The following is a 12,579-nucleotide window of genomic DNA, read 5'->3' as shown; positions in this document are numbered from 1 at the left end:
GCCATTAAACTAGCTCGTTCGACCTACTACTATCACTTGAAACAGCTAGATAAACCAGATAAGGACCAAGAGCTTAAAGCTGAAATTCAATCCATCTTTATCGAACACAAGGGAAATTATGCTTATCGTCGGATTTATTTAGAACTAAGAAATCGTGGTTATCTAGTAAATCATAAAAGAGTTCAAGGCTTGATGAAAGTACTCAATTTACAAGCTAAAATGCGACAGAAACGAAAATATTCTTCTCATAAAGGAGACGTTGGTAAGAAAGCAGAGAATCTCATTCAACGTCAATTTGAAGGCTCTAAAACAATGGAAAAGTGCTACACAGATGTGACAGAATTTGCCATTCCAGCAAGTACTCAAAAGCTTTACTTATCACCAGTTTTAGATGGCTTTAATAGTGAAATTATCGCCTATAATCTTTCAACTTCACCCAACTTAGAACAAGTACAAACAATGTTGGAACAGGCATTCAAAGAGAAGCGCTATGAGAATACGATTCTCCATAGTGACCAAGGCTGGCAATATCAACACGATTCTTATCATCGGTTCCTAGAGAGTAAGGGAATTCAAGCATCCATGTCACGCAAGGGCAACAGCCCAGACAACGGCATGATGGAGTCCTTCTTTGGCATTCTGAAATCGGAGATGTTTTATGGTTATGAGAAGTCATTTCAGTCGCTTAAGCAATTGGAACAAGCCATTATAGACTATATTGATTACTACAACAATAAACGAATTAAGGTAAAACTAAAAGGACTCAGTCCTGTACAATACAGAACTAAATCCTTTGGATAAATTAATTGTCTAACTTTTGGGGTCAGTACAGAAAATCCTTGGTCGTATGCGTTTTATTATGGGAAAATGTACTTGACCTCTGTATTTCATTTTGAAAATGACAAAATCCTGAGTTTAGAGTTCTCAGGATTTTTCGTTTACTGTTGTGGTTGTTGTTGAGGGGTCTGTGGAGCTGGAGTTTGATTGGCTCCGGGTGTATTTGGTGCTTGGTTTTGACCATTGGTACTAGCATCAGGACTTGTGGCTGGTGCTTGATTTTGACTATTATTACTAGCATCAGGACTTGTAGTTGGTGCTAGGCTAGTAGAGCCTTCTGTACTTGTTGAGGAGTTTTCGGTTGAAGATGATTGGGATGTTGTTTCAGTCCAAGTCGGTCTTGCTCCATTTTGGAAAACAAACTGCCCATTTCGATAGATACCATCTGGTATATTCCAATCCTCTGGATTGCTTCCTTCAGACAGGTAGGTCATCATAGAGCGGTAAACTTTGGCAGCGACCGTAAGGCCATTGCCTACAAGTGGTGTCAGACGGTTAGAATAGCCTGTCCATACAGCCATTGAATATTTACGCGTATAGCCAGCAAATAGTTCATCAGGTGCTACAAACTGAGAGGTCTTGATGTGGTTTTCAATTTCCTCGTCTGTATAGTTAGAGGTTCCTGTTTTACCAGCCTGAGGGAGCCAAGCAAGATAGGCATTTCGTCCAGTTCCATAAGTCAAGACTGTTTTCATCATGTCGGTCATCATATAGGCTGTCGTTTCCTTCATGGCACGAGTTCCGACATTAGAGAGCTCTTTTTCACTCCCATCACTAAAGACGACTTTATGGATATACATTGGCTTATAGTAAGTTCCACCATTTGCAAAGGCAGCGTAAGCAGCAGCCATCTTTTCACTACTTGCTCCATATTTTTTGTCTGATTCGGTTGTGTTACTTGAAATGGCATTTGAGTAGTGAAGACTTGGGTAGTCGATTCCGAGACCATTTAGGAAAGTCTTGGCGCGGTTGAGTCCGACCTTGTTTAGCGTTTCCACGGCTGGGACGTTTCGCGATTGTTGCAGGGCGTATTGCAAGGTGATGTTGCCAAAGTAGCCCCTATCCCAGTTATAGACAGGGGTATCTGTCCCAGGATAGTTATAGGGCTCATCGTGAACGATAGTAGCAGTTGAATCGTAGACACCGTACTCCAAGGCAGGAGCATAGTCTGTGATCGGTTTCATAGTTGATCCCCAGTCGCGGTTTGTTTCCACTGCTTGGTTAATTCCGAAGGAAACATTACTTGACTGATGTCGTGCTCCTAGCTGGGCAATGACTTTACCGTTAGAAACATCGACAATGGTAGAAGCGACTTGCAATTCATCGTCTGGATAGGCAACGTATTCGTCTGTATTGTAAATATCCCACAGATGTTTTTGAGCTTCTTGGTCTACATTTGTGTAGACATCCATCCCAGTTGTGAGCAGGTTATAGCCTGTTTCTTCTTCAACTTGATTGATGACTTCCTTGAGGTAATTATCCATGTAAGCAGGGTAATTACTTGCTGATTTGAGACTTTGTAGTCCATCAGTAATTGGTGTGTTGACTGCTTTCTCATACTGTTCAGCAGAGATGTAGCCTTGATTTTTCATTTCAGATAAGACCAAGTTTCGGCGGTTTTGGGCTGCTTCTGGATGTGAATAGGGGTCATATTGGTTTGGTGCCTGAGGCATTCCAGCCAGCAAGGCTAACTGAGGTAAACTTAAATTATTGAGGTCTTTACCATAGTAGTTTTGAGCGGCTGTCTGCATTCCATAGTTGCCATTAGACATGTAGACCTTATTTATATAGTAGGTCAAGATTTCTTGCTTGGTTGCTTTTTGTTCTAACTGAATCGCTAACCAAGCTTCCTGAGCCTTACGAGAAATAGTCTGGTCGGAAGTCGAGGTTGAAAAGTAAGTCAACTTAATCAACTGTTGGGTGAGAGTTGATCCACCTTGGAGGGAATTGCTTTGCAGATTGCGCAAGAAAGCTCCCAGGATACGGATGGTATCAATCCCCCTGTGGTCGAAGAAGCGATGGTCTTCGATAGAAACGATTGCCTTAACCAAATCTGTGGGAATATCATTAGCTTGGGCATTGACGCGGCGTTCAGAACCCAAGTCGGCAATGAGTTGATTTTTATTGTCGTAGATTTTACTAGAAGTTGTTGCAACTAGTTTACTCTCGGATAGGGTAGGAGCCTTGCTAACGTAGTAGAAAAAAACTCCTCCGCCTAAGACGATGGTTGCGATAACCAAGCTTAAGAAGCTAATGCCCAGATACTTGATTAGGCGCAGAATCGTTGGTTTGTTCATCTTGTTTTACCACCTAATAAATATTCTTTGATAACATTGAGATAAGGAATTTGAGGGAAGGCACTAGCCTTGATTTCATATCCATATTCTCGAATATATCCAAGTGGCATTGATTTTTGTCCCTTATCTTGATGATAGAAGCGAATCAAATCGAATGCCGGCAATAAGTAGGTTTCTTGCTGAGAAGAAAAGTGAAGAAGGACAAAGCAGATTCCTTGTTGGGCAAGGACTTGTTCCATATGCTGAATCTGATGTGGATGAAAATTTTTCATCGGAATCGCACGTTTTTGTTTTGTTTCCTTGGCTTCAAAGTCGATGTAATATCCATTATAAACGCCAGAATAGTCCGTCGTTGAAGCTTGTCGAAAATAGGCTTCAACAATCTTGGCACGACTTCGTTGTGGATAGTCCACTCGTACGATTTGAATAGGGGTTGGTTTCTTGTGTATAACAGCCAAGCCCTGAGACAAATAGTAGTCGTTGGTAGCATTGATCATCTTTTCAAAAGACATTCCTCGATTTGCGAAATTTTTGGGTTGAGAAAGAGATGTTTGTCTTTTTTGTGATGAAAGTTTATGTGGATAGTTGACCATAATTCTCCTTATTGGTGCAATAATATCACTTTATTATACCATAAATTTGCACAGAAAGGGTTAAAAATGACTATAGCTTTTATCACAAGATATTTTTTCGCTTCATTCATATTCAGTTGGATCCTTTTCATATGACTATTCTACCAAATGGGATATTTTCACGTTCGATTTACTAAAGACATTATCACATTCGAATCACAACGTAGTATAAAAAATATAAATATCATTTGATTTAATTTTATAAATGTTATATAATGATGTCGAAAGCGCTTTACAAACAAGATATAATCTAGAGTCGTAATTATATAGGCTTGATTTTAGCTTTATTGTTTTATTGATTCGGAACATTCTTCTAGTAATTAACTACAGACTGATTAAACTTGGGATTGAAATTATCTCCATACTTATATATTTTGAAGGAATCTCTATGAAAGACATTATTCGGATACTATCTATTGGCTTTTTATGGATTCTGTTGATAGCAAATGTAGTGCATGCAGCAACTGCGATTACTTATAATGGACAGGGAATAAGAGGTAAATATTCAATACAAGCTTGGTACACTAACCGTAGAAGAACCTATACTGTTAATCATAACCAAACTCCTAGACCTGGGAGTGGGAACGTAGGGTTTAGAGTTTCTGTTGTGAGTCGTTCATGGATTGGTGGTAAAATATATGCATCATCTGTTTATTATGGAAAAACTAGTGGAACAATTAGTGTTGATCTAAATTCAGGTACTTATGGATTATATTTCAATACTGAGGATAGAGGTTTATATAATATTTCAGGTAGTGTGGCTTATTAATTGAGTATTTATTTGGATAAGTCTTTTATTAACTATTTTATAATTTTTTAGTTTAATACTCTTCCTTACTAATCATATCAATTGGTTTTTATAGTAAAATGAAACTAGAATAGTACAACATAATTTCTAAAGCATTGTTAGAAATTAATTTGAATGCCTCAAATGATTTATCCTCATCTTATTTCAATTTACTATAGTTTCTTTGTGAGTTTTGATGTAGAAAAGTATTTTGTGATGGATTATAAAGATTGAATAGATATAAGTTATTTTAAAACATACTTTTAAAGAGAATTTGGTAATAATAAGTGAATTATTATCAATTAAAAATAAGTTTGGTAAAAAATCTTTACAATCAGAAAACCGTATATTATCACGATTTTAAAATCTTTGATCATATACGGTTTATTATTGAAATATTTGTTTTCTCTTAAAATTGATGCTTTTATAAAATTAAAAAGCAATATAGGTAGTAGATATTTTCATAGATTTGTTACTGATTTTGTCAGTATTATCTACAACCTCGAAAAAGGATACTATTCAAACTGTGCTTAGTTCTTTTGTTTTCTGTTTACTATGAGTTTTCACCTGGCCTTCTTTAAAATCAAAGTTTACATGTTTTGTTGACAGTTTGCGTAATAAACATCGGAATTTAAATATATACTTTAAACAAATGCCTATCATTAGTACATATTATAAAAAATGATGCTCTTTCTGATTTTAAAGGAATGTAAATAGAATATCTAAGATTTGTAGTTTTATTTTATGTAATGAATTATCTTTTTTCCTAATCTGCTATCATGGATATTGCTTCCAATTATAAAACCTATTGTGTTTGTAAATATATCTCCTATATCAAAGAATCCGAGATGAAATACATATTGTGAGGTTTCTATTATTGTTATGAAAAAGATAAAACGCATGACTGTTTTAAAATTAAATTTAAATAATCCTCCTATTGGGATAAAAATTACAATATTTAAAAGAGGAATTGTTGAATCAATTAAAAGTGAATCTTTGATAAACTCAACGAGATTAAAGTTAACTCCCTGAATACCTAAATTTTTAAAAAGTAGCGAATAAACAAGAATTAAACAGTAAAGAAAATAAGATATTCTTATCAATCTAGTATCAAGTCTGTGCGTATAGCTAGATCTTAGGAAAGTGAATAAAAACAATGTTAGAATTAGAATGATGAATAGAGGTCTCCAGAAATCAGAGCCACCGGTAGGAAAACTAAAGATAGAGATGAATTGGAAGTAAAGGTATTCCATAAAAAACCATCTACAAATTAGGAAGGAAATAGCTAAATTTAAAAAATCAAGTATATATATTTTTTTCATTTTATAATCTCCTAAATTTCATTTATATACCATATTATATCATAAATTTGCACAGAAAGGGTTAAAAATGGCTACAGCTTTGGTTTTAGGCTATTCTGCTTTTGATTTGGGTTTGTTTTCTGACAAGGATCCTCGTCTTAAATTGATTAAAAAAGCGATACGTAAAGATTTAGAGGCTATGGCAGCAGATGGGGTGACTTGGCTTGTATTTACAGGGACTTTGGGTTTTGAATATTGGGTTTTAGAGGTTGCTCAGGAGATGAAAACCGAGTACGGTTTCCAGTTGGCGACCATTTTTGCTTTTGAAACCCATGGGGAAAATTGGAATGAAGGCAATCAGATGAAACTGAGTCGTTTTAAGCAAGTAGACTTTGTCAAATATGCCTATCCTCGCTATGAACACAAGGGGCAGTTAAGAGACTACCAGCAGTTTTTACTGGAAAATACGAACAGTTCCTATCTTTTTTATGATGAAGAAAATGAAACGAAACTAGCTTATTTTTACCAAAAGATGAAAAATCAAGAGGACTATTTTATAAAGAGATTAACATTTGATCAATTAAATGAACTTGCTGAAAATTTTTCCGAAAATTGAAGCTTTGACCTTGATTTTTGTTTGCCTTTTTTTATATAATAATACTAGCAAGCGAGAATGGAGAGAGACATGGCAAGTATTATTTTTTCAGCGAAAGATATTTTTGAACAAGAGTTTGGACGTGAAGTTCGTGGGTATAGCAAGGTAGAAGTTGATGAGTTTTTAGACGATGTCATCAAGGACTATGAAACCTATGCTGCCTTGGTCAAGTCACTTCGTCAGGAAATTGCGGATTTGAAGGAAGAATTAACTCGTAAACCGCAAGTGAGCTCGGCTCCAAGTCCTAGTCACCCAGATCCAATTGATGTGGCTGCTTCATCTTCTATGACGAATTTTGATATTTTGAAACGCTTGAATCGTCTTGAAAAAGAAGTATTCGGTAAACAAATTTTAGACAATACTGATTTGTAATTCAGGTCTTGTTACATGCAATTTTTGGATAATCGCGTGAGGAGAATTGCTTCTCATGAGGAAAGTCCATGCTAGCACAGGCTGTGATGCCTGTAGTGTTTGTGCTAGGCGAAACCATAAGCCTAGGGACGAGAAATCGTTACGGCAGTTGAAATGGCTAAGTCTTTTGATAGGTCAGAGTAGGCTTGAAAGTGCCACAGTGACGGAGTCTTTCTGGAAACGGAGAGAGTGGAACGCGGTAAACCCCTCAAGCTAGCAACCCAAATTTTGGTCGGGGCATGGAGTACACGGAAACGAACGTAGTATTCTGACTGCTATCAGCTGGAGCTGTTAGTGGTAGACAGATGATTATCGAAGGAAGTGGTCCTAGTCACTTCTGGAACAAAACATGGCTTATAGAAAATTGCATATAGGTTGGGGCTGAGAAATTTTCTCAACCTCATTTTTTAAAGTGAACAAAAGAAAGGTCTTACAAGACTGTAACATGAAAAAAGAATTTAATTTAATTGCAACTGCGGCAGCAGGACTTGAAGCTGTTGTAGGACGAGAAGTGCGAGAGTTGGGCTACGATTGTCAGGTTGAAAATGGTCGTGTTCGTTTTCAAGGAGACGTGAGAGCTATTATCGAAACCAACCTCTGGCTTCGGGCAGCAGATCGTATCAAAATTATCGTAGGAACGTTCCCAGCTAAGACTTTTGAAGAGCTGTTTCAGGGAGTTTTCGCCCTAGATTGGGAAAATTATTTACCACTTGGAGCTCGGTTCCCGATTTCAAAAGCCAAATGTGTTAAATCTAAACTTCACAATGAGCCCAGTGTTCAGGCTATTTCTAAGAAAGCTGTTGTCAAGAAATTGCAGAAACACTATGCTCGCCCAGAAGGTGTTCCTCTGATGGAGAATGGCCCAGAGTTTAAGATTGAGGTCTCTATTCTCAAAGATGTGGCAACTGTCATGATTGATACGACAGGATCCAGTCTCTTTAAACGTGGCTATCGTACGGAAAAGGGTGGGGCTCCTATCAAGGAAAATATGGCAGCAGCTATTTTGCAACTCTCCAACTGGTATCCAGACAAGCCTTTGATTGATCCGACCTGTGGTTCGGGGACTTTCTGTATTGAGGCAGTTATGATTGCTCGAAAGATGGCGCCAGGACTTCGTCGCTCTTTTGCATTTGAGGAGTGGAACTGGGTCAGCGATCGCTTGATTCAGGAAGTGCGTACAGAAGCGGCTAAAAAAGTAGACCGTGAGCTGGAGCTGGATATCATGGGCTGTGATATTGATGCTCGCATGGTGGAAATTGCTAAGGCCAATGCCCAGGCAGCTGGTGTTGCAGGAGATGTTACCTTTAAGCAGATGCGCGTGCAGGATTTACGTTCCGATAAAATCAATGGTGTGATTATTTCCAATCCGCCTTACGGGGAGCGTTTATCAGATGATGCAGGAGTGACCAAGCTTTATGCTGAGATGGGTCAAGTATTTGCACCACTGAAAACTTGGAGCAAATTTATCTTGACTAGTGATGAAGCCTTTGAAAGCAAGTATGGTAGCCAAGCAGATAAGAAGCGTAAGTTATACAACGGAACCTTGAAAGTGGATCTGTATCAATATTTTGGTCAGCGTGTCAAACGGCAAGAGGTAAAATAGAAAGGGATACTCATGAGTAAAAAAAGACGAAATCGTCATAAAAAAGAAGGCCAAGAACCGCAATTTGATTTTGATGAAGCAAAAGAGCTAACAGTTGGTCAAGCTATTCGTAAAAATGAAGAAGTGGAAGCAGGAGTCTTGCCTGAGGATTCCATTTTGGACAAGTATGTTAAGCAACACAGAGATGAAATTGAGGCGGATAAGTTTGCGACTCGCCAATACAAAAAAGAGGAGTTAGTTGAAACTCAGAGTCTGGATGATTTAATTCAAGAGATGCGTGAGGCTGTAGAAGAGTCAGAAGCTTCTTCGGAGGAAGTTCCATCTTCTGAAGACATCTTACCACCCTTGCCTCTGGACGATGAGGAGCAAGGCTTGGATCCTCTATTGCTAGAGGATGAAAATCCAACAGAAATGACTGAAGAAGTGGAAGAGGAGCAAAACCTTTCTCGTCTGGAACAAGAAGACTCAGAAAAGAAAAGCAAAAAAGGCTTTGTTTTGACCGCTTTGGCGCTTGTATCAGTAATTATCTGTGTCAGTGCTTATTATGTCTATCGTCAAGTGAATCGCTCGACCAAGGAAATTCAGACTTCTCAATCAACCACAAACACGCAGGCAGAAGTGGAAGAATTTAATAATTTATATGATGCTTTCTACACAGATAGTAATAAAACGGCTTTGAAAAATAGCCAGTTTGATAAACTGAGTCAACTCAAAACCTTGCTTGATAAACTGGAAGGTAGTCGTGAACATACGCTAGCCAAATCTAAGTATGATAGTCTAGCAACGCAAATCAAGGCCATTCAAGATGTCAATGCTCAATTTGAGAAACCAGCTATTGTGGACGGTGTGTTGGATACCAATGCCAAAGCCAAATCGGATGCTAAATTTACGGATATTAAAACTGGAAATACGGAGCTTGATAAAGTGCTAGATAAGGCTATCAGCCTTGGTAAGAGCCAGCAAACAAGTACTTCTAGCTCAAGTTCAAGTGAAACTAGTAGCTCAAGCACTAGTCAAACAAGCTCAAATACGACTAGTGAGACAAGCCCAAGTAGTTCAAATGCTGCCTCAAATGAGACTAGAAGTTCTCGTAGCAAAGTCAATATGGGTCTATCAAGTGCGGGTGTTGCTGTTCAAAGAAGTGCCAGTCGTGTTGCCTATAACCAGTCTGCTATTGATGATAGTAACAACTCTGCCTGGGATTTTGCGGATGGTGTCTTGGAACAAATTCTAGCGACTTCACGATCACGTGGCTATATCACTGGAGACCAATATATCCTTGAACGTGTCAATATCGTTAACAGCAATGGTTATTACAACCTCTACAAGCCAGATGGAACCTATCTCTTTACCCTTAACTGTAAGACAGGCTACTTTGTCGGAAATGGCGCTGGTCATGCAGATGACTTGGACTACTAAGCAGTCGTTACAAAATTCTTTCTTTTCAAAAGTAAAAATGATAAAATAAAATAAATGAAACAAGAGGAGTGTCAAATGACAAAAGCTAACTTTGGTGTCGTAGGTATGGCCGTAATGGGTCGTAACCTTGCCCTTAATATTGAATCTCGTGGTTACACAGTTGCTATTTACAACCGTAGTAAAGAAAAAACGGAAGATGTGATTGCTTGCCATCCTGAAAAGAACTTTGTACCAAGCTATGACGTTGAAAGTTTTGTAAACTCAATCGAAAAACCTCGCCGTATCATGCTGATGGTTCAAGCTGGACCTGGTACAGATGCTACTATCCAAGCCCTTCTTCCACACCTTGACAAGGGTGATATCTTGATTGACGGTGGAAATACTTTCTACAAAGATACAATCCGTCGTAATGAAGAATTGGCAAACTCAGGTATCAACTTTATCGGTACTGGGGTTTCTGGTGGTGAAAAAGGTGCCCTTGAAGGTCCTTCTATCATGCCTGGTGGACAAAAAGAAGCCTATGAATTGGTTGCGGATGTTCTTGAAGAAATCTCAGCTAAAGCACCAGAAGATGGCAAACCATGTGTGACTTACATCGGTCCTGACGGAGCTGGTCACTATGTGAAAATGGTTCACAATGGTATCGAGTATGGTGATATGCAATTGATCGCAGAAAGCTATGACTTGATACAACACTTGCTAGGCCTTTCTGCAGAAGACATGGCTGAAATCTTTACTGAGTGGAACAAGGGAGAATTGGACAGCTACTTGATCGAAATCACAGCTGATATCTTGAGCCGTAAAGACGATGAAGGCCAAGATGGACCAATCGTAGACTACATCCTTGATGCTGCAGGTAACAAGGGAACTGGTAAATGGACTAGCCAATCATCACTTGACCTTGGTGTGCCATTGTCGCTAATTACTGAGTCAGTATTTGCTCGCTACATTTCAACTTACAAAGAAGAACGCGTGCATGCTAGCAAGGTTCTTCCAAAACCAGCTGCCTTCAAATTTGAAGGAGATAAGGCTGAATTGATTGAAAAAATCCGTCAAGCCCTTTACTTCTCAAAAATCATCTCATACGCACAAGGTTTTGCGCAATTACGTGTAGCTTCTAAAGAAAATAACTGGAACTTGCCATTTGCAGACATCGCATCTATCTGGCGTGATGGCTGTATCATCCGTTCTCGTTTCTTGCAAAAGATTACAGATGCTTACAACCGTGATGCAGACCTTGCCAACCTTCTTTTGGATGAGTACTTCTTGGATGTTACTGCTAAGTACCAACAAGCAGTGCGTGATATCGTAGCTCTTGCAGTTCAAGCTGGTGTGCCAGTACCAACCTTCTCAGCAGCTATTACTTACTTTGATAGCTACCGTTCAGCTGATCTTCCAGCTAACTTGATCCAAGCGCAACGTGATTACTTTGGTGCCCACACTTACCAACGTAAAGACAAAGAAGGAACCTTCCACTACTCTTGGTATGACGAAAAATAAGTAGGTCTGCCATGGGGAAACGGATTTTATTACTTGAGAAAGAACGAAATCTAGCTCATTTTTTAAGTTTGGAACTCCAAAAAGAGCAATACCGAGTTGATCAGGTTGAGGAGGGGCAAAAAGCCTTCTCCATGGCTCTTCAGACAGACTATGACTTGATTTTATTGAATGCTCATCTGGGGGATATGACAGCCCAGGATTTTGCAGATAAGCTGAGTCGAACTAAGCCAGCCTCAGTCATCATGATTTTAGATCATTGGGAAGACTTGCAAGAAGAGCTGGAAGTTGTTCAGCGTTTTGCAGTTTCATACATCTATAAGCCAGTCCTTATCGAAAATCTGGTAGCGCGTATTTCGGCGATCTTCCGAGGTCGGGACTTCATTGATCAACACTGCAGTCTGATGAAAGTTCCAAGGACCTACCGCAATCTTAGGATAGATGTTGAACATCACACGGTTTATCGTGGTGAAGAGATGATTGCTCTGACTCGCCGTGAGTATGACCTTTTGGCGACACTTATGGGAAGCAAGAAAGTTCTGACTCGTGAGCAGTTGTTGGAAAGTGTCTGGAAGTATGAAAGTGGGACCGAGACAAATATCGTAGATGTCTATATCCGTTATCTACGTAGCAAGCTTGATGTAAAAGGTCAAAAAAGCTACATTAAAACCGTGCGTGGTGTTGGTTACACCATGCAAGAATAGAAAAGCAGTTGCAGTTGTGTAACTGCTTTTTTCAAATGGAGAAAGGGATGTCTTTCCGTTTTTTTCTTTGTATAGTAAGCGCGTCATAACAAGGTATCTATCATTCATGGAAGACCTCCTGTATACTATTAGTAAAGTAAAACTATTGGAGGATATTTAAATGCCACAACCTATTGTTCCTGTAGAGATTCCACAATCTCGTCGTTTTGATTCTAAAAAGAGAAATGATATTCTGCTTAAAATTCGTATTGGCAAGCTTGAAGTAAGTTTTTTTCAATCTCTCAATCTCGAAATGATAGAAGAGCTTTTGGATAAGGTGTTGCTCCATGACAATTCATCTATCTAGCCTAGGGCAGGTCTATCTCGTATGTGGGAAAACGGATATGAGACAAGGCATTGATTCACTGGCTTATCTCATTAAAACCCACTTTGAATT

Annotated in this window: 12 protein-coding genes and 1 other RNA gene; 10 read left to right on the top strand and 3 right to left on the bottom strand. The window is 38.8% G+C overall.

The features are described 5' to 3' along the window. A partial coding sequence (locus HT699_RS07355; protein WP_172934217.1) for an IS3 family transposase occupies positions 1–801 on the top strand: 801 nt, incomplete at its 5' end. Between the two features lie 137 nt (positions 802–938). On the opposite strand, the gene pbp1a is transcribed toward HT699_RS07355, so the two are convergent. Together pbp1a and recU are read right to left on the bottom strand one after the other, a co-directional pair. After that, positions 939–3,134, bottom strand: a complete 2,196-nt coding sequence (gene pbp1a, locus HT699_RS07350; protein WP_001039981.1) for a penicillin-binding protein PBP1A — start codon at positions 3,132–3,134, stop codon at positions 939–941. Beyond that, complete coding sequence (gene recU, locus HT699_RS07345) at positions 3,131–3,727, bottom strand: Holliday junction resolvase RecU (RefSeq protein ID WP_000248778.1); 597 nt, start codon at positions 3,725–3,727, stop codon at positions 3,131–3,133. The genes pbp1a and recU overlap by 4 nt, the downstream gene beginning before the upstream one ends. Positions 3,728–4,154: 427 nt before the next feature. Between recU and HT699_RS07340 the strand changes: the two genes are divergently transcribed. Further along, on the top strand, positions 4,155–4,535 hold the full coding sequence (locus HT699_RS07340) for a hypothetical protein (protein ID WP_054392695.1): 381 nt from the start codon (positions 4,155–4,157) through the stop codon (positions 4,533–4,535). Between the two features lie 755 nt (positions 4,536–5,290). On the opposite strand, the gene HT699_RS07335 is transcribed toward HT699_RS07340, so the two are convergent. Continuing rightward, positions 5,291–5,875 (bottom strand): VanZ family protein, encoded by a 585-nt coding sequence (locus HT699_RS07335; RefSeq protein WP_000725526.1) that lies wholly within the window; start codon positions 5,873–5,875, stop codon positions 5,291–5,293. Between the two features lie 67 nt (positions 5,876–5,942). Between HT699_RS07335 and HT699_RS07330 the strand changes: the two genes are divergently transcribed. The 8 genes from HT699_RS07330 to HT699_RS07295 all read left to right on the top strand — a co-directional run bounded on the left by HT699_RS07330 (position 5,943) and on the right by HT699_RS07295 (position 12,489). Next, on the top strand, positions 5,943–6,470 hold the full coding sequence (locus HT699_RS07330) for a DUF1273 domain-containing protein (protein WP_166731737.1): 528 nt from the start codon (positions 5,943–5,945) through the stop codon (positions 6,468–6,470). Between the two features lie 69 nt (positions 6,471–6,539). Beyond that, positions 6,540–6,881, top strand: coding sequence for a cell division regulator GpsB (gene gpsB / locus HT699_RS07325; protein WP_000146532.1), 342 nt, complete (start codon positions 6,540–6,542; stop codon positions 6,879–6,881). Positions 6,882–6,901: 20 nt separating this feature from the next. Next, an RNA gene (rnpB, locus tag HT699_RS07320) (RNase P RNA component class B) lies at positions 6,902–7,282 on the top strand. Between the two features lie 83 nt (positions 7,283–7,365). Continuing rightward, on the top strand, positions 7,366–8,523 hold the full coding sequence (locus HT699_RS07315; RefSeq protein ID WP_172934216.1) for a class I SAM-dependent RNA methyltransferase: 1,158 nt from the start codon (positions 7,366–7,368) through the stop codon (positions 8,521–8,523). 12 nt (positions 8,524–8,535) lie between these two features. Further along, complete coding sequence (locus HT699_RS07310) at positions 8,536–9,942, top strand: cell division site-positioning protein MapZ family protein (protein ID WP_172934215.1); 1,407 nt, start codon at positions 8,536–8,538, stop codon at positions 9,940–9,942. Positions 9,943–10,017: 75 nt separating this feature from the next. Beyond that, positions 10,018–11,442, top strand: a complete 1,425-nt coding sequence (gene gndA / locus HT699_RS07305; RefSeq protein WP_172934214.1) for an NADP-dependent phosphogluconate dehydrogenase — start codon at positions 10,018–10,020, stop codon at positions 11,440–11,442. Between the two features lie 11 nt (positions 11,443–11,453). Further along, positions 11,454–12,143: a response regulator transcription factor gene (locus HT699_RS07300; RefSeq protein WP_000518020.1), complete on the top strand. Its 690-nt coding sequence runs from the start codon at positions 11,454–11,456 to the stop codon at positions 12,141–12,143. Between the two features lie 160 nt (positions 12,144–12,303). Beyond that, on the top strand, positions 12,304–12,489 hold the full coding sequence (locus tag HT699_RS07295; RefSeq protein WP_055356964.1) for a hypothetical protein: 186 nt from the start codon (positions 12,304–12,306) through the stop codon (positions 12,487–12,489). Positions 12,490–12,579: the final 90 nt, after the last annotated feature.

Source organism: Streptococcus sp. 1055, assembly GCF_013276815.1.
GTDB classification, from domain to species: Bacteria; Bacillota; Bacilli; order Lactobacillales; family Streptococcaceae; genus Streptococcus; species Streptococcus pseudopneumoniae.
This window is presented reverse-complemented; position numbering and strand designations above follow the sequence as displayed.

What these genes read in the sequence shown, in the direction of transcription:
- pbp1a (WP_001039981.1), bottom strand. Translation starts at nt 3,134, where the DNA reads ATGAACAAACCAACGATTCTGCGCCTAATCAAGTATCTGGGCATTAGC.
- recU (WP_000248778.1), bottom strand. Translation starts at nt 3,727, where the DNA reads ATGGTCAACTATCCACATAAACTTTCATCACAAAAAAGACAAACATCT.
- HT699_RS07340 (WP_054392695.1), top strand. Translation starts at nt 4,155, where the DNA reads ATGAAAGACATTATTCGGATACTATCTATTGGCTTTTTATGGATTCTG.
- HT699_RS07335 (WP_000725526.1), bottom strand. Translation starts at nt 5,875, where the DNA reads ATGAAAAAAATATATATACTTGATTTTTTAAATTTAGCTATTTCCTTC.
- HT699_RS07330 (WP_166731737.1), top strand. Translation starts at nt 5,943, where the DNA reads ATGGCTACAGCTTTGGTTTTAGGCTATTCTGCTTTTGATTTGGGTTTG.
- gpsB (WP_000146532.1), top strand. Translation starts at nt 6,540, where the DNA reads ATGGCAAGTATTATTTTTTCAGCGAAAGATATTTTTGAACAAGAGTTT.
- HT699_RS07315 (WP_172934216.1), top strand. Translation starts at nt 7,366, where the DNA reads ATGAAAAAAGAATTTAATTTAATTGCAACTGCGGCAGCAGGACTTGAA.
- HT699_RS07310 (WP_172934215.1), top strand. Translation starts at nt 8,536, where the DNA reads ATGAGTAAAAAAAGACGAAATCGTCATAAAAAAGAAGGCCAAGAACCG.
- gndA (WP_172934214.1), top strand. Translation starts at nt 10,018, where the DNA reads ATGACAAAAGCTAACTTTGGTGTCGTAGGTATGGCCGTAATGGGTCGT.
- HT699_RS07300 (WP_000518020.1), top strand. Translation starts at nt 11,454, where the DNA reads ATGGGGAAACGGATTTTATTACTTGAGAAAGAACGAAATCTAGCTCAT.
- HT699_RS07295 (WP_055356964.1), top strand. Translation starts at nt 12,304, where the DNA reads ATGCCACAACCTATTGTTCCTGTAGAGATTCCACAATCTCGTCGTTTT.